Raw genomic sequence first — 25,129 nt, 5'->3', positions numbered from 1 at the left:
CTGTGGCTGCGCGGGCATGGGTCGATTTCCGGACCTGATTAGGCCAGGGTCAGGGGTGTTTCAATGGTCATGGAGTCTGTTTGCGCTAGCAAGTCGACGCCGGTCCGGTCAGCGCTCGAGCGCGGCGACGCCGGGCAGGACCTTGCCTTCCATCCATTCCAGAAACGCGCCGCCTGCCGTCGAGACATAGGTGAAATCCTGTGCCACGCCGGCGTGGTTCAGCGCTGCCACCGTGTCACCACCGCCGGCAACGCTGACCAGCTGGCCTTCGCCCGTGAGAGCGCCCGCCTTGCGCGCCGCCGCGACCGTGGCTGCATCGAAGGGCGGAAGTTCGAAGGCGCCAAGCGGGCCGTTCCAGATCAGGGTGCGCACGGTCTGAAGCACGGCGTTGATGCGCGAAACGGTCTCGGGGCCGGCGTCGAGGATCATGGCGTCGGAGGGGCAATTGTCGGCGGTCACGACCTCGTTCTCGGCACCGGCGCGGAACTCGCGCGCCACGACCACATCCGACGGCAGCAGGATCGCGCAGCCCGCCTCGCGCGCCTGATCGAGGATTTCGCGCGCGGTGTCGGCCATGTCGTGCTCGCAAAGCGACGTGCCGACGTCGTGGCCCTGCGCCGCGAGGAAGGTGTTGGCCATGCCGCCGCCGATGACGAGATGATCGACCTTTTCCACCAGGTTGCCCAGCAGCGTCAGCTTGGTCGAGACCTTGGCGCCGCCGACCAGCGCCGCGAGCGGGCGTTCGGGACGCGAGAGCGCCGCTTCGAGCGCCGTCAGTTCGGCTTCCATCAGGCGACCGGCACAGGAGGGCAGGAGGTGCGCGATGGCTTCGGTCGAAGCGTGTGCCCGGTGCGAGCAGGAGAAGGCATCGTTGCAATAGACGTCGCCCAGTGCCGCGAACTCGGCGGCCAGCGTTGCATCGTTCTTTTCTTCCCCGGGATGGAACCGGGTGTTCTCGAGCAGCAGGATCTGGCCCTCGGCGAGCCCGGCGACGGCGGCTTCGGCGGCGGGGCCGCGGCTGTCGGCGCAGAAGGCGACCGGCACGCCGAAGGCGGATTCGAGCGCCGGCACCAGCGGGCGCAGTGACATGTCCGGCACATGCTGTCCCTTGGGGCGGCCGAAATGGGCCAACAGGATCGGTTTGCCGCCCATGGCCAGGATGTGGTCAAGCGTCGGCTTGAGCCGTCTGATCCGCGTGTCGTCGGTGACTTCGCCGTCGTCCATCGGAACGTTGATGTCGACGCGCACGAGAACCCGTTTTCCGGACAGGTCCATGTCGTCCAGTCTGTTCCACGCCATCCTGAAAATCCCTCGTCCCAAAATACCTTTTGTGCCGCTTTTTCCCGCAAATCCGCCCATCGTCAATGCCTCACTTGGCATTCGTCGCCCCGCGGCTTAGGTATCGCGGCAATTCAATACGACAGGAGAGCCAGATGGCCGAGATCAAAGACCCCGAAAACACCATTCTGATGGAACTGAAGGACGGCACCGTGGTGATCGAACTTCTGGCCGAGGTGGCGCCCCTGCACACGCAGCGGATGAAGGACCTTGCCCGTGCCGGAGCCTATGACAACGTGTGCTTTCACCGCGTGATCGACGGCTTCATGGCGCAGACCGGGGACGTGCAGCACGGCAACATGGAAGACGGGTTCAACATCCGCATGGCCGGAACCGGCGGGTCGGACATGGACGACCTTCCGGCCGAGTTCTCGAAGCTGCCGCACAGCCGCGGCACGCTGGGCGCCGCGCGGTCGTCCAACCCAAACAGCGCGAATTCGCAGTTCTTCATCAATTTCAAGGACAATGATTTCCTGAACGGGCAATACACCGTTTACGGTCGCGTTCTGTCGGGGATGGAACATGTCGACGCCATCGCGCGCGGCGAGCCGCCAGCGGCACCCGACCGGATGATCAGCGTCAAGGTGGCCGCCGATGCGTAAGCTGGCCTGCGCCTTCGCGCTTCTGGCGAGCCCGGTGCTCGCCACCGAATTGCAGATCCAGATCGAAGGCGAGGGGGCCAATGGCACCGTCACCATCGACCTGCTGGAAGAGGTGGCTCCGGGCCACGTGGCCCGGATTTCCGAACTTGCCGAGGAAGGCGCTTATGACGGGGTGGTGTTTCACCGCGTGATCGACGGCTTCATGGCGCAGACCGGCGATGTCCAGTTCGGCAAGATGGGCGGCGACATGCGCCGTGCCGGGATGGGCGGTTCGGACAAGCCGAACCTCGCGGCGGAATTCTCGGATGTGCCGTTCGACCGCGGCGTCGTCGGCATGGCGCGCGCCCAGAGTCCCGACAGTGCGAACAGCCAGTTCTTCATCATGTTCGATGCCGGCCATTTCCTGAACGGCGACTACACGGTCGTCGGCCGCGTGACCGATGGCATGGACGTGGTCGACGCGATCAAGCGCGGCGAGGGGCGCAACGGGGCCGTCATCGGACAACCCGACGTGATGACCTCGGTGACGGTCACGGACTGACGCGGCCGGTCACTCAAAGGAAAAGGGCGTCCCCGGCTGACCGGGGACGCCCTTTGTTGTTCGGACCGCGCTTGGTCTGATCGATCAGCCGACCGCGTCTGTCTTGGAAGCGGGCGCTGCCTGGTTCCCGCCGGTGGCTGCCGGATTCGCGCCGGGCGACTTGCCGCTGCGGCCGGGGTTCAACGGATCGTCCTGGCGCTGCACCGAGCCTTCGAAATGGGCGCCGCTCTCGATCGCGATGGTCTTGTGGATGATGTCGCCTTCGACCCGCGCGGTCGAGGTCAGGCGCACCTTCAGGCCGCGCACGCGTCCAACGATTCGCCCATTGATCACCACGTCATCGGCCGTCACTTCGCCCTTGATCGTCGCGCTCTCGCCGATCGTCAGCAGGTGGGCGCGGATATCGCCTTCGACCGTGCCTTCGACCTGGATGTCGCCGCTGGTCTTGATGTTGCCGGTGATGTGCAGGTCTGCCGACAGGGTCGACGCGGGCGGCTTTGGCTTGGGTGCGCTGGGTTTGTAGTCGCCGGATACCGGGGCCGAGGGTGCGCCTGTCGCCGTGGGCTTAGCGTCATCTGTCGTTGTTTTGGACGCTGGCTCGTTGATTTTGCTCTTCGAAAACATTTCTGGCAGCCTTGATGTAGATCATGGGATTAACAGGTTTTCCGTTGACCCGGACTTCGTAATGAAGGTGGGTTCCGGTAACCCGTCCGGTGCTCCCCATATCAGAGATGTGATCCCCGCGCGAGACCCTTTGGCCCTTCTTCACCCGAATGCGCGAATTGTGCGCATAGTAGGTTTCGATCCCGAAGTCGTGCTGGATCCGGACCAGGCGCCCGAAGCCGGATTGCCAACCGGCGAAGGTGACGACCCCGTCCGCGGTGGCATAGATATTGGTGCCGGGACGACCGGCGAAATCCGCGCCATTGTGCATCCGGCGTCCGCCGGTCTTGGGGTCGCGCCGGTAGCCGAAGCTGCTGGTGTATCGGACCGCCGATTTGACCGGGCTGGCGAACGGCGCGCGTTCGGCGGCGATGCGGTACATGTTCAACAGGTCCATCTGGCTGAGGATGCGGTTGGCGCGCAGTTCGTCCGGCGACGGATCGTCCTCGCCCCGCGTGGTGAAGCTGAGCGGGGTCAGGGGGCCGCCCTGGCCGCTATAGCCCCGGCGCACCTGTTCGAGGATCGAATCGGTCGGCATACCGGCGCTGCGGAACATCTTGTCCAGCGGTTGGACCGAAATCGTCATCGCCTCTTCGAGCTGGCGGAAAATCTCGTCGTTGCGCTCGTTGACCAGCTTGAGTTCGTGTTCCAGTTCCTCGGCGCTGTGCAGCGCCGCCTGCGCGTCGGCGAGAATCTGGTCGCGCTCCTCGGCGGTGCGCGACAGCGCATCCGCCATGAAGGTCATCGGCACGGGCGACCCGGCGTCAGCCATGCGGGTATCAGTCGACGGGTCGATCTGTTCCTGCAGGGCGACGATCTGGGCGCGAACATTCTTGTTGTCCTTCATCGTGTCGCGCAGCGTGCTCTGGATCACCTCTATGCCCGTCTCCAGCTCGTGCCGGCGGGTTTCGGATTGCAGCAATTCGGACTGCATGGCCGAAATCTGCAACAGCGCCGCGTTGAAACGTTCCTGCGCGGCCAGCGCCTCGTCCGCCCGCGCATCGCGTTCGCGGGACAATTCGTTCAGCCGTTCCTGGTAGGCGACCTGGTCCCGGCGGGCCTGCTCGCGGAAATTGCCCGCGCCGATCCCGTCCATCAGCAGGATGGCGGTCGCCACGATCGCCCAGGCGACGACGACGGCGGTGCCCGTGAAGGCCACGAGCTGCGTCGAGGGTCGCAGTCGGATGAACCGCGTGTCGGTGTCGGATTTCAGGAAGAGTCTGCGTTCCGGAAAGATGCTCTCCAAGATCGCATGGGTTTTTATTGCCAAGCGTGTGCGCACGCGCCGTTCCTTGTCCATCCCCCTCGCGGCGAAAGCACGTGGCTTTCCATCCGCTCCGAAGCTGCATAGTCGGCGCTCAAACTTCGGGCAAGCCGATCGGGCCGGATTTGGCCGGAGGCGGGACGAAACGCCGCAAACTGGCAAGAAACCGCCGATTTGCAGGGGCTTTTTCAGCGGGGATCGGCGGTTCACGCCGGGTTGGCGTCTGCCTCATTTTCGGTCAGAGGCCAGTAGAAATCCGGCGGCAGGCCGGCCTCGGCGCGCTTTTCCTCGTTGAAGGGCGGCTTCAGCGTGCTGTGAAAGTAGCGTCGCACCAGGGTGTGAAATACCTCCTTGGGGTCGAGCTCGTGCCGCCCACAGAGGAAGTGGAACCATTTGGAGCCATAGGCGACATGGCTCACCTCCTCGGCATAGATCGTTTCCAGCGCGGCCACCGGCGAGGTCAGGCCGGCCTTGCGAAACACGTCGATCATGCCGGGCGTGACGTCGAGCCCGCGCGCCTCCAGCACCATCGGCACCACGGCCAGCCGTCCCATGATATCCTCGGCCGTGTCTTCGGCCGCGCGCCACATTCCGGCATGGGCGGGCAGGGCGCCGTAGTGGCTGCCAAGCTCCTCGAGGCAATCGCACATCAGGTTGAAATGCTTGCTCTCCTCGTCTGCGGCCTTGACCCAGTCGTCATAGAAGCCCATCGGCATGGGTATTTCCGCAAACCGCGCGATGATGTCCCAGTGCAGATCGACGGCGTTGAGTTCGATATGCGCGACGGCATGCAGCAGCGCGATGCGGCCTGCCGGGCTGCCCGGGCGTCGGCGCGGCACGTCGCGGGGTGAGAGCAATTGTGGGGCGGCGGGGCGTGCCGGGTGCAGCGGCGGGTCAGCCCGTCCGATCTCGATCGCGGCGGCGTCGCCCCGCCGCGCGGCGAACCATGCGGCGGCGTGTCTGCGCGAGAGTGCTGTCTTTTGCCTGCCCTCCGCGGTTGTCAGAACTTCGACCGCCATGTCTGAGAGTGTCCGGGGCATGACAAACCTTTCGGCATGGGATCTGCGGTACCGGTCCGCGGATCGCGTGAGGCTGAGAAGCCCGGTGTCGTCCTTGGGCGACGCCGGGCGATTCGTTCAGCGGCCGAAGCTGCTGAAGGTGCCGCGCACGTCGGGGCCGATCCCGAGCCACCCCTCGAAGACCGCAACAAGGTGGCCCGTCACCTGTTCCTTCTGCGTCGGACCGAACTGCGCTGCGGCAATCCCCGCCTCGCCGACAAGGGCCGGAACATCGGCATGGATCTGGGTCGGCGGCGTCAGGGCAGCACCGGTGCGCGCGTCGACGATCTGCGCGTCGAACGCCATGTTGTAGACAGCCGATGGCGCTTTCGCGAGCGTGATGGGTGAAATGCCGTGGAATTCGCGCACTGTCAGGTTCATTGCGACCGGCCGGCCGCCCCGCATCGGGGCGGTTGCCGTGCGCGCGGAGTCGCGGACGATCCTTTGCGCCTGGGCGCGGCGATCGCCCGGTGGGTCGCCGTGCCACACGATGTCGGCACGCGGAAAATAGACGTTCTCGTCTGACACGGTCAGCGTTTCCGGCACCGACACGTTGACCTGGCTCACCCGCCAGTTTGATGTGACCGCCCGATCGAGCGGGTCGCCATACTCTGTCTTCCACGTGCCGCCGCAAGCTGCCAGCAGCGCAGGTAGCAGAACCAGTAGTGCAACGACCCTGATGCGTCGAGTGCATGTACCGATACGCGCGCTGGTGGGCAGCAAGCCCGCGACAGGCCCATTGGCTGCCCTTGTGTCACAATAGTGCATCGCGCCCCATCATCCTCTTTCCGTGTCGGTCACCGCAGGTCATGCCGCAGAATGCCGGCAACTTGCAGTCAATCCAAGCCTGCGCAAGGGCACGACCTCATTTGGTCCGCTGGTAGTGGCTTTTGGTAAACAAGTCCTTCAGACCGGCCGATCCGGCGTCGCGCCGTTACAGTGCCTGCACGGCCTTCAACACCTCGTCGACGTGGCCCGGCACCTTCACCTTGCGCCAGATCGCCGCGATCTTTCCGTCGCGGTCGATCAGGAACGTGCTGCGCTCGATGCCCATGAAGCTCTTGCCGTACATCTTCTTTTCCTTCCAGACGCCGTAGTCTTCGCAAGTGGTGCCGTTCTCGTCCGACAGCATGGGCGTGGACAGTTCGCGCTTGGCGACGAATTTCTCGTGGCTCGCGACGCTGTCCTTGGAGAGGCCGAGTACGGTGGCTCCGGCCTCGGTGAAGGCGGCGAGCTTTTCGGAAAATCCGATGGATTCCTTCGTGCAGCCCGGCGTATCATCGCGGGGATAGAAGAAGAGGACGACCGCTTGGCCGCGCAGGTCCGACAGGCTGACCATGTCGCCGCCGTCGCGGGGCAGGGTGAAATCGGGGGCCATGTCATTGACGTCGGGCATGGAATCAACTCCGTTTGATCGCGTGAAGGTCATCGAGCACAATAGGGCGCCCGGACGAAACAAAAAGGCGTGTTGGCAAAAAACGCATGACTGGAGAGAGCAACTCCCCTGACGGCGACCGGGCGGACAGACCCGGCCGGCCCGAGTCGCGCGGCCGGATGCGCCGTGCCGGTCTGTGGTCGCTGGCCATCGTCGCGTTCCTGATGCTGCTGGGGGGCGGCCTCGTCATCGCGGGGCTCGGCCAGACGCTGACCGTCCCGGTCTGGGTGCGCGATCGCATCGAGGCGCGGATCGAGCGAAACCTGCCCGGAATGGAAATCGAATTCGGCGATGTCGAACTGGTCGTGAACCGGGGCTGGCGGCCCCGAGTCGGGTTGAGAGACGTGCGACTGGAGACGGCGGATGGTCTGCCGATCGCGCAGCTGGCCAATGCCCAGGCAAGCCTGGCGATGCGTCCGTTGCTGCGCGGCCAGGTGCAGCCCAAGTCGATCTCGCTGTCGGGTGTTTTCGCGTTCCTGCGTCGGGACTCCGAGGGCAATCTGTCCCTGACGCTCGGCAATGGTGGCGCCCCCATCAACCGCGCCGGCAATCTGCCCGAACTGGTCGAGACGCTGGACGCGATGTTCGCGACTCCGCTTCTGAGTGCGCTGGTTTCGGTCGAAGTGGACGGGGTGACCCTGCAATACGAGGATGCGTTCAAGAACCGTGCCTGGACGCTGGATGGCGGTCGCATCCGGCTGGACCGGGACGCGGACCATCTGCGCGCGTCGAGTGTCTTCGCGCTACTGACCGGAGCGGATTATGCCAGCAGCTTCGAGATGAACTATTCCAGCCGCTTCGGCTCGCCCGAGGCCGAGTTCGGCATTGTCGTCGAGGATGTGGCGGCATCGGACATCGCCGCACAGAGCGTTGCGCTCGGTTGGCTTGACGTGCTGCGCGCGCCGATTTCCGGCGCGCTTCGGGGGAGCGTGAATGCCGACGGCCGCTTTGGGCAATTGTCGGCGTCGCTCCAGATCGGCGCCGGTGCGGTGCAGCCGACGGAGGCCGCGCGTCCGATCCCGTTCCAGGGCGCGCACAGCTATTTCACCTATCACCCCGAGGATCAGGCGTTGGTCTTTGACGAGGTGATGGTGTCGAGCGACTGGGGCCGGGGCACGGCCGAGGGCCGCGCCTATCTGGGCGTGGAGGGCGGGAGCCTGCGTAACCTGATCGGACAGTTGACCCTGACCAACCTGTCGATCAATCCTGACGACCTCTATGAAACGCCGCTGTCGATCTCGCGCGCGACGGCGGATTTCAGGGTCGGCTTCGCGCCCTTCCGCGTTGCGCTCGGAGAGTTGCAAGCCACCCAACAGAATACGCGTCTGCTGTTTTCGGGCGGGTTTTCCGCCGATGCCGCAGGCTGGAAGGTCGCGCTTGACGGTACGGCGGACGTGGTCACTCCCGATCAGCTTCTGAGCCTGTGGCCGGAACGCGCGGTGCCGAAGCCGCGCAAATGGGTGACGGAAAACCTGTCTGGCGGACGACTCGAGGACATCAACTTCGCGCTCCGCCTCAGGCAGGATGCCAAGCCCGATATCTATCTCGATTTCGACTATGCCGACGCGACGGTGCGCGCGGTCAAGACTCTGCCGATGATGACGAACGCGTCCGGGCAGGCAACGCTCGCTGGCGGGCGGTTCGTTGTCACCGCGACGGAGGGCCGGATCACGCCCGATGCGGGCGGGCCGCTCGATGTCGCGGGCACCTCTTTCATCATTCCCGACGTGGACGTGAAGCCGGCGACCCCCGCGGTGGTGCGCATCACGGCGCGCAGCTCGGTCACGACGATCCTGTCGCTGCTGGATCGCCCACCGCTTTCGGTGCTGAAGGACACCACATTGCCTGTTGACATGGCACAGGGCATGGCGCGGGTGGGCGGCACGCTCGCGTTGCCGCTGAAGCCGAAGGTGCCGCTGGAGGAGATGGAGTTCCACCTGTCCGGAACAGTCGAGGACGTGTCCAGCGATGTCCTGGTGCCCGGATACAACGTCGCAGCCCCGCGGCTTGAAGTCAGCGGCAACCAGGAGGGCATCACCATCGCCGGCACGGGACGCATCGAGGACCTTCCGATCGAGGTCAGTTGGCGGCAGCCACTGGGACCGGAGGCGAAGCAGGGCAGCCGGGTCGAGGGGCGGATCGAGTTGTCGCCCGAAACCATCGACACGTTCCGGATCGGCTTGCCGCCCGGGAGCGTCTCGGGCCGCGGGTCCGCCCGCGTCGCCGTCGATATCGTGCCCGCTGCGCCGCCCGTCTTGAGTGTCGAGTCGGATCTGGCCGGCATTGGGCTGAGCATCCCGCAACTCGGCTGGTCCAAGTCACGGGGATCGACGGGTGAGCTGTCGCTGTCCGCGCGACTTGGAGCGCAACCGCGGGTGGACAACCTGACCCTGCGCGCAGCTGGACTTGCCGCCAGAGGCGAGATCGACATCCGTCCGGGCGGAGGGCTCGACCGGGCCAGTTTCGACTCGGTCAGCCTCGGTGGCTGGCTCGACGCGCCGGTCGACCTGATCGGCCGCAGCGCCGGGGCGCCCGACATCCGTATCCGGGGCGGCACGCTTGACCTGCGACGGGCCGAGTTCGGCGCATCCGGCGGCGGGGCCGGGATCGATTCCGGTGAGCTGCAGGTGGCGCTCAACACTCTGCGCGTCACCGATACGCTGGCCCTGACCGACTTTGCCGGCGCCTTCACTCTGGCGGGGGGACTGACAGGGCGATTTCGCGGAAAGGTGAACGGGCAGGCCGAGGTGACCGGCGAAATCAGCCCCAGCGCAGGGCGCAGTGCGGTGCGGGTGCGGTCGGAGGACGCTGGCGGGGTAGTACGCTCGGCCGGACTGCTGAAACAGGCGCGCGGCGGCAGTTTCGACCTGACGCTCTTGCCCGCACCGGCAGCAGGGCAGTTTGACGGGCGATTGCGCATCACCAACACCCAGATCCAGGACGCGCCGGCGATCGCCGCGCTGTTGAATTCGATCAGCCTGGTCGGACTGCTCGACGAGCTCTCGGGCCAGGGCATCCAGTTCTCGGAGGTGGTGGCGCGGTTCCGGCTTGGACCCAGACGGATCACCGTCTTCGAGAGCAGCGCGACCGGCCCCTCGATCGGCCTGTCGATGGACGGCGTGTTCGACGTGGTGCGCGGCACCATGCAGATGCAGGGGGTGATCTCGCCGATCTACATGCTGAACCAGATCGGCAACCTGGTGTCGCGGCGTGGCGAGGGGGTCATCGGCTTCAACTACTCGCTCACGGGACCGGCGCAGAACCCGCGGGTCCAGGTGAACCCGCTGTCTGTGCTGGCGCCGGGCATCCTGCGCGACATCATGCGCAGCGCGCCGCCGCCCATCGACGAGAACGCGCCGCCGGTGCAACGCACGCCGGCGACGCGGCCAGACGATGCGTTTTCGGGCCGCTGAGGTCAGATCCGAGACGGATGGCCATTCTCTTCGCGGGCGCATAGAAGGCGGCGCATGAAACTGAGTGATTTCGATTTCGACTTGCCAGAAGACAGGATCGCAACGCGTCCCGCGATGCCGCGCAGCGCTGCGCGGCTGCTGGTGGCGACGCGCGACAGCATCACCGATGCGCATGTGCGAGACTTGCCCCTGTGGATCCGTCCGGGTGACCGTCTGGTGCTGAACAACACCCGCGTCATTCCCGCGCGCCTGTCGGGTCGGCGCCGGCGCACCGGCGCCCAGGGCGAGACCGCGGCGCGCATCGAGGTGACGCTGCTCGAGCCGCGCGCGGATGGCAGTTGGGCCGCGCTGATCAAGCCACTCAAGAAACTGAAGCCCGGTGAAATGGTGGAATTCGATGCCGGGCTGTCGGCGACGTTGGTGGATACGGCCGAGGGGCAGGGCCTGTTGCGCTTCAACCTTGTCGGCGACGACTTCGACGCGGCATTGGCCGAGGCCGGCGCGATGCCGTTGCCGCCCTACATCGCGGCCAAGCGCCCCGCCGACACGCGCGACAAGACCGACTACCAGACCGTCTTTGCCCGCGTGCCCGGAGCCGTCGCCGCGCCGACCGCCTCGCTGCATTTCGACGACGCGCTGCTGGCGCGCCTCACCGACGGAGGCGTCGACATCAGCTATGTGACCTTGCATGTCGGGGCGGGGACCTTCTTGCCCGTCAAGGTCGATGACGTGACCACGCACAAGATGCACGCTGAATGGGGGCAGGTCAGCGAAAAGGCCGCCGCCGAGATCGCCGCCACGAGGGCCGTCGGGGGGCGGATCATTCCGGTCGGGACCACCGCCCTCCGCCTGATCGAGACCGCCGCACGCGATGGCGCGATACGGGCCTGGGAGGGCGACACGGACATTTTCATCTATCCCGGGTTCCGCTTCCACGTGACCGACGCCTTGATGACCAATTTCCACCTGCCGAAATCGACGCTGATGATGCTGGTTTCGGCGTTGATGGGGCGGCGGCGGATCGCCGAGATCTATGATCATGCGATCCGGAACGACTATCGGTTCTTTTCCTACGGGGATGCGTCCCTGCTCGTTCCCTGAGACGCGAAAGCGCCGAAACCGACTTCCAAAGTGTCGTTGCCAAATGCGACCGAGTCGGTCACACCCCCGATACGGGACCGGTTCGACCCGCCACAGCTCTGGGAGGCACCAGATGATACAAGTCCTGTCCAGCGCCTGGGCGCTGCTCTTGGGAATGATGCTCCTGATGGTCGGCAACGGCCTTCAGGGAACACTTCTGGGTGTGCGTGGCGAGATCGAAGGCTTCTCGACGCTCGAAATGTCGGTGGTGATGTCGGCCTATTTCCTCGGTTTTCTGGGCGGCTCGCGCATGGCGCCCGAGATGATCCGCAGGGTCGGCCACGTGCGGGTCTTCGCGGCTCTGGCCTCGTTCATTTCGGCGGTGATGATCCTCTATCCCACCTTCACCAACCCGATTGCCTGGTCGGTGGGCCGGGTCATCATCGGCTTCTGCTTCTCGGGCGTTTACGTGACCGCCGAAAGCTGGCTCAACAACGCGGCCAACAACGAGAACAGGGGGCAGGCGCTGTCGCTCTACATGATCGTGCAGATGGTCGGGATCGTCAGCGCGCAGGCCCTGTTGCTGGCGGGCGATCCGGCGGGCTATGAAACTTTCGTGATCGCCTCGGTGCTGATCTCGATCTCCTTCGCGCCGATCCTGCTGTCGATCAGCCCGACTCCTGCTTTTGACACGACGAAGCCGATGACCTTGCGCGAGTTGCTCAAGATCTCGCCGCTGGGCTGTGTCGGCATGTTCCTGCTTGGCGGGGTCTTTGCCTCGCAGTTCGGGATGAGCGCGGTCTATGGCGCCAAGGTCGGGCTGAGCCTCGCGCAGATCTCGATCTTCGTGGCGACCTTCTATGTCGGGGCGATGCTCATGCAGTATCCGCTCGGGTGGCTGTCGGATCGGATGGACCGTCGCTTCCTGATCCTGCTGGTCTCGGCGGTGGGTGCGGGCGGCGCGGTCGTCGGCATGCTGTTCGGCTCCAGTTTCTCGATCCTGCTGGTTGCTGCCTTCCTGATCGGCGGGCTGTCGAACCCGCTCTATTCGCTGCTGATCGCACATACCAACGACTACCTGCAGCACGAGGACATGGCGGCGGCTTCCGGCGGGCTTGTCTTCATCAACGGCTTGGGGGCCATCACCGGCCCGCTGATCATCGGCTGGCTGATGGGCGACGCGGTGTTCGGACCGTCGGGATTCTTCCTGTTCATGGCCGCGCTGATGTTCGCGTTGGCAGCCTATGCCGCCTACCGCTCGACACAGCGTCCGACGGTTCCGGTCGAAGAAACCGGCCAGATGCCCGCGATGTATCCGGCAGCGACGCAGGTCGCGCTGGGGGTCGCCCAGGAACTTGCCATTGAGGCCGACCTGGAAGAGGCACAGAGCAAGGGAACGGCATGACTTTGCCGATTTTGTTGCGAATGAAGCAATTTGTTACTGTAAAAACGTTTTAAAACCCGGTCAGGTAAATATGTGCTGGGGGGAGATTAGGAGTGGAGAGCAACTCATGGTTGGCCCTGAAGAAGTATTGAGTTTCTGGTTGGACGAGGTCGGAGCGGCGAATTGGTATGCCCAGGACGACGACCTCGATGCCGAGATCACGCGGCGGTTCGGATCGGCGTGGGAAGGCGCGCGTGAGGGGCGGTATTCTCTCTGGCTGACTTATCCCAGCGGCGCATTGGCCTACATCATCCTGACAGATCAGTTTCCGCGCAACATGTTCCGCGGCTCGCGTCGGGCCTTTTCGACCGACCGGGCGGCGCTGGCCACGGCGAAAGCCGCGATCGATCGGCGCTGGGACATGCGCATCGACGAGCCGGCGCGGCAATTCTTCTACCTGCCTCTGATGCATTCGGAGAATCTCTGCGACCAGGAGCGCTGCGTGCGGCTGATGTGCGAGCGGATGCCCGAATACGGTGCGTCGAACCTGCTGCATGCGCGCGCCCACCGCGAGGTGATCCGCCAATTCGGCCGCTTCCCCTATCGCAACGAAGCCCTGTCACGCAGTTCGACCGGTCCTGAAATGGCGTATGTAAGCGGTGGTGGCTACGGCGAAACCGTGCGCGAGTTGCAGGCGGCGGGCTAGGAGCCCGTCGATACGGTCTCAGGCGGAACGCATCCCCTGATCCGCGCGACGCTGGAGACGGCCTCGTCTCCGGCCTTTTCGATGGCATGATCGATCATCTGTTCGGGCGCGTTTCGCAGCTCGGCCAAATTGTCCTGCATCTGCTGCAAGCGTGTTTCCATCGCGGCAGCGCGCGCCTGAAGGCGCTCCATCGTGGCCGAGGAAACCTCCTCGGACTGGCTCCCGATGGTGGCGAGGTCGGCTCTGAGTGCTGCGATCTCGCTGCCGGCCTCCTGCACCGCTTCTTGCAACGGCCCGACGACGCTCAGGTTCTGGGCGAAGGTCGCAGTCAGGGAATTGGCGCGATTGACCACCAACAGCGCCAGCACCAGGCACAGGGCGACGAGGATCAGTGTTGCGTTCAGCATCGCGAGGAAAAGGTCTTTGAGGGTCTTGGCCATGTCGGATCTCCGGCTGTCATGCCTCTGTCTATATCGCCGCCGGGACGACGAAGCCACAAGTTGCTCCGGGATTGTTCCTTGGGTGGAAACAATCGGCGCGCGCCGAAGTCTTTGCATTGTTTCGGACCGGTTGCTAGTCTCGACGCCAGTGAAATCAGACACTCGAAGGCAAGAAAACCATGGCCCCCAAATCATTTGATCTGATCGTCGTCGGGGCCGGGCCGGGTGGCTATGTCGCCGCAATCCGTGCCGCGCAGTTGGGTCTGAAGGTCGCGATCGTCGAACGCGAGCACATGGGCGGTATTTGCCTGAACTGGGGCTGCATCCCGACCAAGGCGATGCTGCGCAGTTCCGAGGTCTTCCATCTCATGGAACGCGCCGCCGATTTCGGGCTCAAGGCCGACGGGGTAGGTTACGATCTGGACGCGGTGGTCAAGCGCAGCCGCGCGGTTGCGGGCCAGTTGTCGGGCGGGATCGCCCACCTGATGAAGAAGAACAAGATTGCGACCGTTATGGGGCATGCGACCCTTCCGGCGCCCGGCAAGGTCCAGGTCAAGACCGACAAGGGCGAAGAGGCGTTGGAGGCGAAGAACATCGTTCTCGCCACCGGTGCAAGGGCGCGGGAGCTGCCCGGGCTGGAAGCGGACGGGGATCGGGTCTGGACCTACAAGCATGCGCTGACGCCCAAGCGGATGCCGAAAAAGCTCCTGGTCATCGGATCGGGCGCCATCGGGATCGAGTTCGCCAGCTTTTACAACACGCTCGGCGCGGACACGACCGTCGTGGAGGTGATGGACCGCATCCTGCCTGTCGAGGACGCCGAGATCAGCAGCTTTGCCAAGAAGCAGTTCGTGAAGCAGGGCATGACCATTCTGGAAAAGTCGACCGTCAAGTCGCTGGATCGCGCCAAGGGCACGGTCACGGCACATATCGAAACCGGCGGCAAGGTTCAGAAGCTCGACTTTGACACGGTCATTTCGGCCGTCGGCATCGTTGGCAATGTCGAGGATCTCGGCCTCGAAGCGCTGGGGGTGAAGATCGACCGTAGCCATGTGGTCACCGACGAGTTCTGCCGCACCGGGGTCGAGGGGCTTTTCGCGATAGGTGACATTGCCGGCGCTCCATGGCTGGCGCATAAGGCCAGTCACGAAGGGGTCATGGTCGCCGAGTTGATCGCAGGTGGCGATCCGCATCCGGTAAAACCCGAGAGCATTGCCGGATGCACCTATTGCCAACCCCAGGTCGCCAGCGTCGGCTACTCCGAGGCCCGCGCCAAGGAGTTGGGATACGACATCAAGGTCGGACGCTTCCCCTTCATCGGCAACGGCAAGGCCATCGCGCTGGGTGAGCCAGAAGGGATGATCAAGACGGTTTTCGACGCCAAAACCGGCGAATTGCTGGGCGCGCACATGGTCGGGGCCGAGGTGACCGAACTGATCCAGGGCTATGTCGTGGGCCGCCAGTTGGAAACCACGGAACAAGACCTGATGAACACGGTCTTTCCGCACCCGACCCTGTCGGAAATGATGCATGAAAGCGTTCTGGATGCCTATGGCAGGGTCATTCACATGTAAGCCGGTCCAAGGCCGATGACGGGTGTCACGCGTTTTCCGCCGAGATGCAAAACGTCGGCGCGTGTACCCGTTGACGTGGCCTTAAGGCAGGTGAGTCTAATCGAAACACCAGCGCGGGTGAGACCCCGCCGGGATTGAGGAACATCCGCGTGACGGCCCGCCAAACGCCGGGCCGTGCATCCGGACAGGAGAGTAGATCATGCTGAGATACACCGCCTTCGCTGGGTCGGCCGTGCTGGCGTTCGCCAGCCTGATCGGGCTCGGGGCCTCATGGTGGTTCCTGCTGCCACTGCTGCTCTTCGGCTTCCTTACCGCCCTCGGGGCCTATGATGTCATGCAATCCAGTCACTCGATCCTGCGCAACTATCCCGTCATCGGCCACATGCGCTTTCTCTTCGAAGGCATCCGGCCCGAAATCCGCCAGTACCTCATCGAGAGCGACCAGGACGAGGAGCCGTTTTCGCGCGACAAGCGGTCGATCATCTACCAGCGGGCCAAAGGGGTCGAGGACAAGCGTCCATTCGGTACGCGCGAGCGGGTCTATGACTCGGGCTTTGAATGGTTGACTCACTCGGTCGTGCCCAAGATCATCACCGACCACGATTTCCGCGTCCGGATCGGCGGCAACGAATGCGCCAAACCCTACGATGCCTCGATCTACAACATCTCGGCGATGAGTTTCGGCGCCTTGTCCGCAAACGCGATCCTCGCGCTCAATCGCGGTGCAAAGAAAGGCGGCTTTGCCCATGACACGGGGGAGGGCGGCATCAGCCGGTATCACCGCGAAGGTGGTGGCGACCTGATCTACGAGATCGGCTCGGGCTATTTCGGCTGCCGCACGGCCGAGGGGCGGTTCGACGTGGCGAAATTCCGCGATCAGGCAAGCGATCCACAGGTCAAGCTTATCGAACTGAAGCTGAGCCAGGGCGCAAAGCCCGGTCATGGCGGCATGTTGCCGGCTTCAAAGATTTCGCCCGAGATCGCCGAAGCTCGCGGCGTGCCGATGGGACAGGATTGCGTCTCGCCCGCGGCCCATCCCGAGTTCCGGACCCCGCTCGAAATGATGGAGTTCATCGGCACGCTGCGCGAGAACGGCGACGGCAAACCGGTCGGTTTCAAGCTGTGCATCGGCCATCGGCGCGAATTCATGTGCATGATCCGGGCGATGCTGGAAACCGATATCGTGCCCGATTTCATCGTCGTTGACGGCAAGGAAGGCGGCACCGGGGCGGCCCCGTTGGAATTCGCCAACCACATGGGTATGCCGCTGGTCGAGGGGCTGACCTTCGCTCACAACGCCCTGCGCGGTGCCGGACTGCGCGATCGTCTCAAGCTGGGTGCCTCGGGCAAGCTGGTCACGTCCTTTGACATCGCTAAGGCGCTGGCGCTGGGGGCGGACTGGGCCAATTCGGCACGCGGGTTCATGTTCTCGATCGGCTGCATCCAGGCGCAGGCCTGCCACACCAACTGCTGCCCTGTCGGCGTGGCCACGCAGGACCCGCTGCGCCAGCGTGCTCTCGATGTGACCGAGAAATCCGAGCGGGTCTATCGCTTTCACAACAACACGATGAAGGCCCTTGCCGAGATGACCGGCGCGGCCGGGCTCGACCATCCGGGCAAGTTCCTGCCGCATCACCTGCTGATGCGGGAGAGCGACCGTGACATGGTCACGGGGCAGGAGGTCTATCCCTACTTGCCCGAAGGGTTCCTGCTGCGCGAGGAACCGGATGAGTTCGGCTATCTCATGCGGTGGCAACGCTCGCGCGCCGCCAGTTTCGAACCCGTCGACGGCACCTATGTCTGAGCGGTTTCGCCGTCTGCGAGCGGAAAAAAACAGGCCGCCGCATGGCGTTCGGCGCCGAGCGCCGGACGCTCGGCGCGGCACTTCTCCTGCACTTTCCAGCAGCGCGGCGCGAAGGGGCAGCCCGGAACGTTCATCAGGGGAGAGGGCAATTCGCCTGTCAGCTTGATCCGGTCCTTGGCCGCACCGGGTTCAGCGCGCGGGGTCGCCGACAGCAGCGCCTTGGTATAGGGATGCTTCGGCGCGGCGAACACCGCCTCCTTGGGGCCGGTTTCGACTGCCTGTCCCAGATACATCACGATGATGTCGTCGGCGACATGGCGCACGACGCTTAGATCGTGGCTGATGAAAAGATAGGCCAATCCCAGACGTTCCTGCAGATCGACCAGCAGGTTCAGGATCGCGCTCTGAATAGAGACATCCAGCGCCGAGACAGGCTCGTCCAGTACGAGAACCTTGGGGTCCAGCATCAGAGCGCGCGCGATCGCGATGCGCTGGCGCTGACCGCCCGAGAACATGTGCGGATAGCGGTCGAAATGCTCGGGCCTGAGCCCGACCAGGCCCAGAACGTCGCGAGCCTTGGCTTCGCGTTCCTTTACCGGCAGGTCGGGACGGTTGATCTTGAGCGGCTCCATCAGGATCGTGCCGATCCGCTGACGCGGGTTGAGCGAGCCGTAGGGGTCCTGGAACACGATCTGCACCGAGGAGCGCAGCGCCGGCCAACCCGCCCGCACGACCGGCTGGCCGTCCAGCGTCAGGCTTCCGTCGGTCGGCTCCTCGATCATGGTCACCATCCGGGCCAGCGTGGACTTGCCGCAGCCGGATTCACCCACCACGGCCAGCGTCTTGCCGGGATAGAGGTTGAAGTCGACGCGCTGAACGGCGCGCAACACCTGCGGCTTGGAAAAGAGCCCGCCGCCCACCTCGTAGTGGCGGGCAAGCCCGGTCGCTGTCATCACGGGAGCGGAAGCGGCGGTCATGACGCGATCCTTTCGGAGCCGTTGAGCGGGTAGTGGCAGCGCGCGCGGCCGAGATCCTCGCCCTGCGGTTTCGGCGGCTCTGACTTGCAGCGCGCATCGGCGAACTGGCAACGCGGCGAGAACAGGCAGCCCTTCGGGCGGTCGAACTGGCCGGGCACCACTCCGGGAATGGTCGGCAGGCGCTTTTCGGTGGCGCGCTCCGGCAGGGCGCTGAGAAGTGCTGCCGTGTACGGATGGTGCGGGTGCTCGAACAGCTCGGCCACCGGCTGTTCCTCGATCTTCTGGCCCGCGTATTGCACGCTGACGCGCTCGGCGGTTTCCGCCACCACACCCATGTCATGGGTGATCAGCACCAGCCCCATGCCGGTGTCCGCGCGCAGGCTGGTCAAAAGGTCGAGGATCTGCGCCTGGATCGTCACGTCAAGCGCCGTCGTCGGCTCGTCCGCGATCAGCAGCTTGGGCCGGCAGGCAATGGCCATAGCGATCATCACGCGTTGGTTCATCCCGCCGGACAACTGGTGCGGAAAGGCCGAAAGGCGCTTTTCCGGGGCAGGGATGCCGACCTGCTCAAACAGCTCGATGGCGCGGGTGTGGCGCGCGGCGCGATCAAGACCCAGGTGGAAGCGCAGAGCCTCCTTGATCTGCCAGCCCACGGTGAAACAGGGATTGAGCGAGGACATCGGCTCCTGGAAGATCATCGCCAGGTCCTTGCCGACGATCTTCCGCCGGGCACTGGAGGACAGGGTGGCGAGGTCGTGACCGTCGAACAGCATCTCGTCGGCGGTGATCGTGGCGGTCCAGGGCAAAAGGCCCATCAGGGCCAGCATCGAGACCGACTTGCCCGAGCCGGATTCGCCCACGATGGCAAGAATTTCGCCGGTATCGACATCGACATCGACCCCGTCGACCGCACGGAACGATCCGGCGGACGTTGCGAATTCGACGCTCAGGTTGCGGATGCGCAGCAGGGACATGGATCAGCTCCGCTTCAGTTTCGGATCGAGCGCATCGCGCAGCCCGTCACCCATCAGATTGATCGCCAACACCGTCACGAGAATGGTCAGGCCGGGGAAGGTCACCACCCACCAGGCGCGCAGGATGAACTCGCGCGCTTCGGCCAGCATGGTGCCCCATTCCGGGGTCGGGGGTTGCGCGCCCATGCCGAGGAAGCCAAGCGCGGCGACGTCGAGAATGGCGCTGGAAAAGGACAGTGCGCCCTGCACGATGATCGGCGCAAGACAGTTCGGCAGGACCGTGATGAACATCAGGTGCAGGATCCCGGCGCCGGCGACACGGGCCGAGGTGACATAATCCTTCTGCAGTTCGGACATCACGCTGGCGCGGGTCAGGCGCACGTAATGCGGTTGCTGCACGATGGCGATCGCGATCAGGGCATTGGTCAGGGTCGGGCCGAGGATGGCCACCAGCACCAACGCCAGCAGAAGCGACGGAAAGGCGAGGATGATGTCCATCACCCGCATGATGATCGTGTCGAGCCAGTTGGGCGCGAACCCGGCGATCAGGCCGATCAGGATGCCGCCGGTCGCTGCGATGGCGACCACGACGACCCCGATGAAGAACGAGAAGCGCGCGCCCATGATCAGCCGCGAGAGCATGTCCCGGCCCAGTGGATCGGTGCCGAGCGGAAAGGCCCAGCTTCCGCCCTCCTGCCAAGCCGGTGGTTGCAGCGCGTGCTGGCGGAATTGCTCGGTCGGATCATAGGGCGCCAATAGCGGGGCGAAGGCCGCCACCAGCACGAAGGCCAGGAAGACGTAGAAGCCGATGACGGCGCCGCGGTTCTCACGGAAATAGAACCAGAATTCGCTCAGCCGGCTGGGGCGGGCGACGGCGGTGTCAGGCGTGGCGGACAGCGTGTCGGTCATCTATCTCTTCCTGATCTTGGGGTTGATGACGCCGTAGAGGACATCGACGGTCAGGTTGACCAGCATCACGATCACCGCGATCATCAGCAACCCGCCCTGAACGACCGGGTAGTCGCGGCGGAAAATGCTGTCGACCATCCACTTGCCGATGCCGGGCCAGCTGAAGATGGTCTCGGTCAGGATCGCGCCGGCCAGCAGCGTGCCGACCGACAGCCCGATCACGGTGACGACCGGAATCAGGGCGTTGCGCAAGGCGTGGATGCCGTTGATGCGTCCCGGCGCCAACCCCTTGGCGCGGGCAGTCCGGATGTAATCCTCGCCCAGCACCTCGAGCATGGCCGAGCGGGTCTGCCGCGCGATGACGGCCAGCGGGATCGTGCCCAGAACGATGGTCGGCAGCAGCAGATGCCGCAGGGCGGACAGGAACGCCCCCTGTTGCCCAGAGGCGAGGCTGTCGATCAGCATGAAGCCAGTGGCGTTCGGGAAATAGTAGGTCAGGTCGATCCGGCCCGATACCGGCGTCCATTGCAGGTTGCCGGAAAACACGATGATCAGCAGCAGCGCCCACCAGAAGATCGGCATCGAGTAGCCGACCAGAGCCGTCGACATGAGCGCCCGGTCGAAGAACTTGCCGCGGTTGACCGCCGCGATGACACCGGCGGGCAATCCCAGAAGCACCGCGAAGATCATGGCGCAGAGCGACAGTTCCAGGGTCGCCGGGAAGAGGGCGAAGAACTCGTCCCAGACCGGGCGCTTGGTGACGAAGGAATTTCCAAGGTCGCCCTGAAGCACCCCGGTGAAATAGTCCCAGAATTGGACGTAGATCGGAAGGTCGAACCCGAACTGCTCGGTCAGTTCCTGATAGCGTTCATCCGTCAGGCCACGTTCGCCGGCCATCACGATGATCGGATCACCGGGCAACACGCGGATGAAGGCAAAGGAGATCAGCGTCACGCCGAGGAAGGTCGGGATGAAGGTCAGGAGGCGGGATCCGAAATATTTCAGCATGGCAGGATCGTCAGCTCCTTGGGAAAGGTGGTGAGCGAGGTGCCGCCGGACTCGGTGACGAGCACATCGTCTTCGATGCGGACACCGAAATTGTCGATCTCGTAGAGGCCGGGCTCATTGGTGTAGACGGTGCCGGCGGGTAGGGGCAGCGGGTTGCCGCGCATGATGTAAGGGGCTTCATGAACGTCCCGGCCCAGCCCGTGGCCTGTCTTGGTGCGAATGCGATCCGCATAGGGCGAGGACTCGAGCACGCCGATCACCGCGTCGTCGATATCATGCGCGGTGACCCCGGCCCGTGTGACCTCGAAGCCCTTGAGATTGGCGCGCAGAACGGTGTCATACACGTCGTGCGCTTCGTCGCTGGCATGGTCCAGAAAGACCGTGCGGGTGATGTCGGCGGCGAACCCGTGCTTGCGGGCGCCGAAATCCAGCAGCAGGGCGTCGCCCGCTTTGACCCGGTAGTCGGGTCGCGCGTGGGCGTGCGGGCGCGCCGAACCGTCGCCCGCGGCCACGATGGGCGGAAAGGCCAGGTCCTCGGCACCCTCGGCGAAGAGAGACTGGATCAGCACCTGTTCGATCTCGGTTTCTGTCTGCCCGAGGCGCACGGACTCGAGCGTACGGGCCAGCGCGCGTTCCGAGATCGCGATGGCGGCCTTGAGCGCATCGATATCCTCAGGCGTCTTTATCATGCGCAGTCCGGAAATCGCGGCCTCGCCGTCGACGATGCGCAGATCGGGCTGAGCGCGTTTCAGCGCATGATGCACGAAGACGCGCATCACTTGCCCTTCGACGGCCAGCGAGGAGATGCGCAGGTGCGACAGGAGTTCGGAGAATGCGGCGTCGTATCCGTCCTGGTCGCGCCAGTCGAACACTGCGCCGTCAAATCCGACGAGGTCCCAGCTGCGCAATTCGAGGTTCGGCACCAGTGCCGCGGTGGGGCGATCGGCGGGAATGACTAGAATAAAGGGACGCTCATGGCTCATGAAACTCTGGTTGAGCGCGCGGGTGAAATTCGGACCCGGCACGAGCGCCACTGCATCGACGCCCAGATCGGCGGCGACGGTGGCGTATTCGGCCAGTCGGTCGGTCAGTGTCTTGGTCACGGCGGCAGCTTTCGCGTCAGGAGTACGGGGGCGGCCCGGGAGCCGCCCCCGATGGATCAGTTGGACAGGCCAACCTGGTTGAAGATGTGCCCACCCAGCGGGTGCACGACATAACCGTCGACCTCGGGGCGCATGGTCATGTAGACGACCGAATGCGCGATGGTCGCCCAGGGGGCCTGCTCCTTGAAGATCACCTGAGCTTCTTCATACAGCGGCGCACGTTCGGCCTGCGTCGGCAGCACCTTGGCCTTCTGGATCAGCTCCTCGAAGGGCTCGTGGCACCATTGCGCGCGGTTCGAGTTCTCGCGCCCGTCGCAGCCCAGCAACACGGCCAGGAAGTTGTCCGGATCGCCGTTGTCACCGGTCCAGCCCAGCAGAATAGCGCCGTCGCGGTCCAGCGCGCGCGAGCGCGACAGGTATTCGCCCCATTCGTAGGAAACGATCTCGACCGTGACGCCGATCTTGGCAAAGTCTTCCTGCATCAGTTCGGCCATGCGGCGGGCGTTCGGGTTGTAGGGACGCTGCACCGGCATCGCCCAGATCTTCATGTTGAGATCGGTGACGCCTTCTTCCGCGAGCATCGCCTTGGCCGCTTCGGGATCATACGGGTCATCCTCGATGGAATCGTTGTAGGACCACATGGTCGGCGGGATCGGGTTCTTGGCGATCTGGCCCGACCCCTGGAACACCACGTCGATGATCGCTTGCTTGTCGATCGCCATGTTCAGCGCCTTGCGCACCTTGGGATTGTCATAGGGCGGCATGGTGGTGTTGTAGGCCAGGTAGCCGACATTCAGGCCTTCCTGCTCCATCACGACGATATCCTCGTTGGACTTCATCTCTTCGATGTCGGCCGGGTTCGGATAGGCCATCACGTGGCATTCGCCTGCCTGCACCTTCTGGTAGCGCACGCTGGCATCGGGTGTGATCGCGAAGATCAGGGCTTCGACCTTGGCCGGCTCGCCCCAGTAGTCGTCGTTGCGCAGATAGCGGATCACGGCGTCCTTCTGGTAGGCCTGGAACTTGAATGGACCGGTGCCGATCGGCGCCTGGTTGACCATTTCCGGCGTGCCGGCGTCCATCATTGCCTCGGCGTATTCCGCCGACACGATCGAAGCGAAATCCATCGCCATGTTGGCGATGAAGGGCGCTTCGGGACGGGTCAGGTTGAACTGGACGGTATAGTCGTCGACCTTCTCGATGCTCTTGACGAGTTCGGGCATCGACATGCCGCCATAGTACTCCCAGGTACCGCCCGAGACCGTGTGGAACGGGTGGTCGGGGTTGCCCTGACGGTCGAACGAGAAGATCACGTCGTCGGCGTTGAAGTCGCGGGTCGGCGTGAACGAGTCGTTGGAGTGGAACTTGACGCCCTGGCGCAGCTTGAACGTGACGGTCATGCCGTCATCGGACACTTCCCAGCTCTCGGCGAGACCGGGGATCACCTCGGTGGTGCCGACCTTGAACTCGGTCAGGCGGTTGTAGATCGGGTGGCTCGACGCATCGAAGGTGGTGCCTGCGGTGTAGAGCGCGGGGTCAAAGCCCTCGGGCGAACCTTCCGAGCAGTAGACCAGTGCCTGCGCCGAGGCCGAACCCGCGCAAAGCGCGAGCGCCGTCGCCCCTGCCGCTAGGTATGATTTCAGTTTCATGTAAGTCTCCCATTTTCACGTCGTTTGCAGTCTCGACGTGTGCAATTGAACAACGCGCGGCGAAACGGCGCGCGCGCTGCCTGCCGCATACCCTGACATTTTCGTCCGGAAGAGAAAAGAGGTGACGGCGGGTGCACCGGGACCACCGGACCAGGTGGGACCAGGGATTTTGGATTCGACGTCTCCGCGATCCCTGATAGACAGATCGCAACGCATAACAGGGAGAGAGACATGATCCGATTTCTGAAACCCGCGCTCGCCGCAGCGCTGTTGGTCGCGGCCCCGGCCTATGCCGAAACGCGCGTCACCTACAAGTCGGCCAAGGCCGCGTCGTCCTACTACCAGATGGGGGTGCAGATCGCCGAGGCGATGAAGGCGGGCACAGGGGGTGAGATTATTGTCACCGTCGAGGAAAGCCAGGGCTCGGTACAGAACGTGATGGAGGTGAAGGCGCGCGGCGGTGATTACGTCTTTACCACGCCGCCTGCGCTGGTCGGCCTCGCACAGGGTGGAAAGGCGATGTTCGAAGGCAAGGGCGACCCGGCTTTCGACGAGATCCGGGCGCTGTTCCCGATTCCCTCGCTGACCATGCATTTCGTGATGTCCGAAGCATCGGGAGCCACCGATTTCGCCGGCATGGAAGGCAAGACGATCCTTCTGGGCAAGGGCAGTTTCGGTGCCACCGAGGGCGAGAAATATCTCGGCCTCTTCGGGCTGGAGGGCAAGGTCGAGGTGGCGGACGTGGAATTGTCAGGCGCCGTCGCCGCGCTGAAGAACGGCCAGATCGACGGATTCGTCACCGCGGGGTCGTGGCCGGCGCCGAACGTGATCGAGGCGGCGGCCTCGACCGGGGTCGAGATCCTGTCGCTGAGCGACGAGCAGATCGCCGCCACCAAGCGGGCCCGACTCGTCATTCCCGCCGGGACCTATGCCGGGCAGGACAGTGACATCGTCACCACATCGCTGCCGGTCGCCGCGTTCACCACGACAAAGATGGATGACGACACGGCCTATGAACTCACCCGTACGTTCTGGGAGCAGAAGGCCAAGATGAGCGAAGGTGCTGCCTGGTGGAACGGGGTCGATACAGACCTGATGGCGAACATCACGACCACCATCCATCCCGGCGCGCAGCGATACTATGCCGAGGCGGGTATCGAACTGACCGACGCACAGAAATAGCGTGCGGCCCTGAATAGTAGGGAGC

22 protein-coding genes are annotated in these 25,129 nt (G+C 64.4%); 9 read left to right on the top strand and 13 right to left on the bottom strand.

What is annotated here, in order from left to right; genetic code table 11:
* Window positions 1-108: 108 nt before the first annotated feature.
* Window positions 109-1,299, bottom strand: a complete 1,191-nt coding sequence (locus tag JF290_RS17695; RefSeq protein WP_199026235.1) for a phosphoglycerate kinase — start codon at window positions 1,297-1,299, stop codon at window positions 109-111.
* A 134-nt stretch (window positions 1,300-1,433) separates the two neighbouring features.
* On the opposite strand from JF290_RS17695, the gene JF290_RS17690 reads away from it, so the two are divergent.
* Both JF290_RS17690 and JF290_RS17685 read left to right on the top strand, forming a co-directional pair.
* Entirely contained in the window at window positions 1,434-1,940 is a 507-nt protein-coding gene (locus JF290_RS17690; protein ID WP_199026234.1) for a peptidylprolyl isomerase, read from the top strand.
* Entirely contained in the window at window positions 1,933-2,481 is a 549-nt protein-coding gene (locus JF290_RS17685; RefSeq protein ID WP_199026233.1) for a peptidylprolyl isomerase, read from the top strand. The genes JF290_RS17690 and JF290_RS17685 overlap by 8 nt, the downstream gene beginning before the upstream one ends.
* Window positions 2,482-2,565: 84 nt before the next feature.
* Here the strand turns inward: JF290_RS17685 and JF290_RS17680 are convergent, their stop codons facing one another.
* From JF290_RS17680 to JF290_RS17660, 5 genes are all read right to left on the bottom strand, one after another.
* A complete protein-coding gene (locus tag JF290_RS17680; protein ID WP_199026232.1) occupies window positions 2,566-3,105 on the bottom strand; it encodes a bactofilin family protein in 540 nt (179 codons plus the stop codon).
* Window positions 3,053-4,426, bottom strand: coding sequence for a DUF5930 domain-containing protein (locus tag JF290_RS17675; RefSeq protein ID WP_199026231.1), 1,374 nt, complete (start codon window positions 4,424-4,426; stop codon window positions 3,053-3,055). Before JF290_RS17675 ends, JF290_RS17680 begins: the two co-directional genes overlap by 53 nt.
* A 188-nt stretch (window positions 4,427-4,614) precedes the next feature.
* The gene (locus JF290_RS17670) at window positions 4,615-5,448 is read right to left on the bottom strand and encodes a ferritin-like domain-containing protein (protein ID WP_199026230.1); all 834 of its coding nucleotides are present in this window, start codon (window positions 5,446-5,448) and stop codon (window positions 4,615-4,617) included.
* 96 nt (window positions 5,449-5,544) lie between these two features.
* The gene (locus tag JF290_RS17665; RefSeq protein ID WP_199026229.1) at window positions 5,545-6,189 is read right to left on the bottom strand and encodes a DUF6778 family protein; all 645 of its coding nucleotides are present in this window, start codon (window positions 6,187-6,189) and stop codon (window positions 5,545-5,547) included.
* A gap of 211 nt (window positions 6,190-6,400) precedes the next feature.
* Window positions 6,401-6,862, bottom strand: coding sequence for a peroxiredoxin (locus JF290_RS17660; protein WP_199026228.1), 462 nt, complete (start codon window positions 6,860-6,862; stop codon window positions 6,401-6,403).
* An 86-nt stretch (window positions 6,863-6,948) separates the two neighbouring features.
* Here JF290_RS17660 and JF290_RS17655 point away from each other — a divergent pair, with 86 nt between their 5' ends.
* The 4 genes from JF290_RS17655 (at window position 6,949) to JF290_RS17640 (ending at window position 13,484) form a co-directional block, all read left to right on the top strand.
* The gene (locus JF290_RS17655) at window positions 6,949-10,314 is read left to right on the top strand and encodes an AsmA-like C-terminal region-containing protein (RefSeq protein ID WP_199026227.1); all 3,366 of its coding nucleotides are present in this window, start codon (window positions 6,949-6,951) and stop codon (window positions 10,312-10,314) included.
* A gap of 54 nt (window positions 10,315-10,368) precedes the next feature.
* Window positions 10,369-11,415 carry a tRNA preQ1(34) S-adenosylmethionine ribosyltransferase-isomerase QueA gene (queA, locus tag JF290_RS17650; RefSeq protein ID WP_199026226.1) on the top strand — a complete coding sequence of 349 codons (1,047 nt, stop codon included), beginning with the start codon at window positions 10,369-10,371 and terminating at the stop codon, window positions 11,413-11,415.
* Between the two features lie 112 nt (window positions 11,416-11,527).
* Window positions 11,528-12,799 (top strand): MFS transporter, encoded by a 1,272-nt coding sequence (locus JF290_RS17645; RefSeq protein WP_199026225.1) that lies wholly within the window; start codon window positions 11,528-11,530, stop codon window positions 12,797-12,799.
* Between the two features lie 106 nt (window positions 12,800-12,905).
* Complete coding sequence (locus JF290_RS17640; protein WP_199026224.1) at window positions 12,906-13,484, top strand: DUF924 family protein; 579 nt, start codon at window positions 12,906-12,908, stop codon at window positions 13,482-13,484.
* On the opposite strand, the gene JF290_RS17635 is transcribed toward JF290_RS17640, so the two are convergent.
* A complete protein-coding gene (locus JF290_RS17635) occupies window positions 13,481-13,924 on the bottom strand; it encodes a DUF6674 family protein (RefSeq protein WP_199026223.1) in 444 nt (147 codons plus the stop codon). The two genes, JF290_RS17640 and JF290_RS17635, sit on opposite strands and share 4 nt — an antisense overlap.
* A 179-nt stretch (window positions 13,925-14,103) precedes the next feature.
* Here JF290_RS17635 and lpdA point away from each other — a divergent pair, with 179 nt between their 5' ends.
* A complete protein-coding gene (gene lpdA, locus JF290_RS17630) occupies window positions 14,104-15,498 on the top strand; it encodes a dihydrolipoyl dehydrogenase (RefSeq protein WP_199026222.1) in 1,395 nt (464 codons plus the stop codon).
* Window positions 15,499-15,697: 199 nt separating this feature from the next.
* A complete protein-coding gene (locus JF290_RS17625; protein ID WP_199026221.1) occupies window positions 15,698-17,302 on the top strand; it encodes an FMN-binding glutamate synthase family protein in 1,605 nt (534 codons plus the stop codon).
* Here the strand turns inward: JF290_RS17625 and JF290_RS17620 are convergent.
* Genes JF290_RS17620 through JF290_RS17595 form a run of 6 tightly spaced genes read right to left on the bottom strand, consistent with a single transcriptional unit; the run spans window position 17,293 to window position 23,922 of the window.
* A complete protein-coding gene (locus JF290_RS17620) occupies window positions 17,293-18,279 on the bottom strand; it encodes an ABC transporter ATP-binding protein (protein WP_199026220.1) in 987 nt (328 codons plus the stop codon). The genes JF290_RS17625 and JF290_RS17620 overlap by 10 nt on opposite strands.
* Entirely contained in the window at window positions 18,276-19,253 is a 978-nt protein-coding gene (locus JF290_RS17615) for an ABC transporter ATP-binding protein (protein WP_199026219.1), read from the bottom strand. Before JF290_RS17615 ends, JF290_RS17620 begins: the two co-directional genes overlap by 4 nt.
* Window positions 19,254-19,256: 3 nt before the next feature.
* A complete protein-coding gene (locus tag JF290_RS17610; protein WP_199026218.1) occupies window positions 19,257-20,162 on the bottom strand; it encodes an ABC transporter permease subunit in 906 nt (301 codons plus the stop codon).
* Complete coding sequence (locus JF290_RS17605) at window positions 20,163-21,170, bottom strand: ABC transporter permease subunit (RefSeq protein WP_199026217.1); 1,008 nt, start codon at window positions 21,168-21,170, stop codon at window positions 20,163-20,165.
* Window positions 21,164-22,273, bottom strand: coding sequence for a M24 family metallopeptidase (locus JF290_RS17600; RefSeq protein WP_199026216.1), 1,110 nt, complete (start codon window positions 22,271-22,273; stop codon window positions 21,164-21,166). Before JF290_RS17600 ends, JF290_RS17605 begins: the two co-directional genes overlap by 7 nt.
* 56 nt (window positions 22,274-22,329) lie before the next feature.
* Complete coding sequence (locus JF290_RS17595; protein ID WP_199026215.1) at window positions 22,330-23,922, bottom strand: ABC transporter substrate-binding protein; 1,593 nt, start codon at window positions 23,920-23,922, stop codon at window positions 22,330-22,332.
* A gap of 231 nt (window positions 23,923-24,153) precedes the next feature.
* Here JF290_RS17595 and JF290_RS17590 point away from each other — a divergent pair, with 231 nt between their 5' ends.
* Window positions 24,154-25,104 carry a TAXI family TRAP transporter solute-binding subunit gene (locus JF290_RS17590; protein ID WP_199026214.1) on the top strand — a complete coding sequence of 317 codons (951 nt, stop codon included), beginning with the start codon at window positions 24,154-24,156 and terminating at the stop codon, window positions 25,102-25,104.
* Window positions 25,105-25,129 lie beyond the last annotated feature (25 nt).

The organism is Sedimentitalea arenosa (assembly GCF_016428585.1).
GTDB classification, from domain to species: domain Bacteria; phylum Pseudomonadota; class Alphaproteobacteria; order Rhodobacterales; family Rhodobacteraceae; genus Sedimentitalea; species Sedimentitalea arenosa.
Note: the sequence above shows the minus strand (reverse complement) of the source record. Positions and strands in the feature narration are given on the sequence as shown.

Coding starts and splice junctions, on each gene's coding strand:
- JF290_RS17695 (WP_199026235.1), bottom strand. CDS start 1,299: ATGGCGTGGAACAGACTGGACGACATGGACCTGTCCGGAAAACGGGTT.
- JF290_RS17690 (WP_199026234.1), top strand. CDS start 1,434: ATGGCCGAGATCAAAGACCCCGAAAACACCATTCTGATGGAACTGAAG.
- JF290_RS17685 (WP_199026233.1), top strand. CDS start 1,933: ATGCGTAAGCTGGCCTGCGCCTTCGCGCTTCTGGCGAGCCCGGTGCTC.
- JF290_RS17680 (WP_199026232.1), bottom strand. CDS start 3,105: ATGTTTTCGAAGAGCAAAATCAACGAGCCAGCGTCCAAAACAACGACA.
- JF290_RS17670 (WP_199026230.1), bottom strand. CDS start 5,448: ATGCCCCGGACACTCTCAGACATGGCGGTCGAAGTTCTGACAACCGCG.
- JF290_RS17660 (WP_199026228.1), bottom strand. CDS start 6,862: ATGCCCGACGTCAATGACATGGCCCCCGATTTCACCCTGCCCCGCGAC.
- JF290_RS17655 (WP_199026227.1), top strand. CDS start 6,949: ATGACTGGAGAGAGCAACTCCCCTGACGGCGACCGGGCGGACAGACCC.
- queA (WP_199026226.1), top strand. CDS start 10,369: ATGAAACTGAGTGATTTCGATTTCGACTTGCCAGAAGACAGGATCGCA.
- JF290_RS17645 (WP_199026225.1), top strand. CDS start 11,528: ATGATACAAGTCCTGTCCAGCGCCTGGGCGCTGCTCTTGGGAATGATG.
- JF290_RS17640 (WP_199026224.1), top strand. CDS start 12,906: ATGGTTGGCCCTGAAGAAGTATTGAGTTTCTGGTTGGACGAGGTCGGA.
- JF290_RS17635 (WP_199026223.1), bottom strand. CDS start 13,924: ATGGCCAAGACCCTCAAAGACCTTTTCCTCGCGATGCTGAACGCAACA.
- lpdA (WP_199026222.1), top strand. CDS start 14,104: ATGGCCCCCAAATCATTTGATCTGATCGTCGTCGGGGCCGGGCCGGGT.
- JF290_RS17625 (WP_199026221.1), top strand. CDS start 15,698: ATGCTGAGATACACCGCCTTCGCTGGGTCGGCCGTGCTGGCGTTCGCC.
- JF290_RS17620 (WP_199026220.1), bottom strand. CDS start 18,279: ATGACCGCCGCTTCCGCTCCCGTGATGACAGCGACCGGGCTTGCCCGC.
- JF290_RS17615 (WP_199026219.1), bottom strand. CDS start 19,253: ATGTCCCTGCTGCGCATCCGCAACCTGAGCGTCGAATTCGCAACGTCC.
- JF290_RS17610 (WP_199026218.1), bottom strand. CDS start 20,162: ATGACCGACACGCTGTCCGCCACGCCTGACACCGCCGTCGCCCGCCCC.
- JF290_RS17605 (WP_199026217.1), bottom strand. CDS start 21,170: ATGCTGAAATATTTCGGATCCCGCCTCCTGACCTTCATCCCGACCTTC.
- JF290_RS17595 (WP_199026215.1), bottom strand. CDS start 23,922: ATGAAACTGAAATCATACCTAGCGGCAGGGGCGACGGCGCTCGCGCTT.
- JF290_RS17590 (WP_199026214.1), top strand. CDS start 24,154: ATGATCCGATTTCTGAAACCCGCGCTCGCCGCAGCGCTGTTGGTCGCG.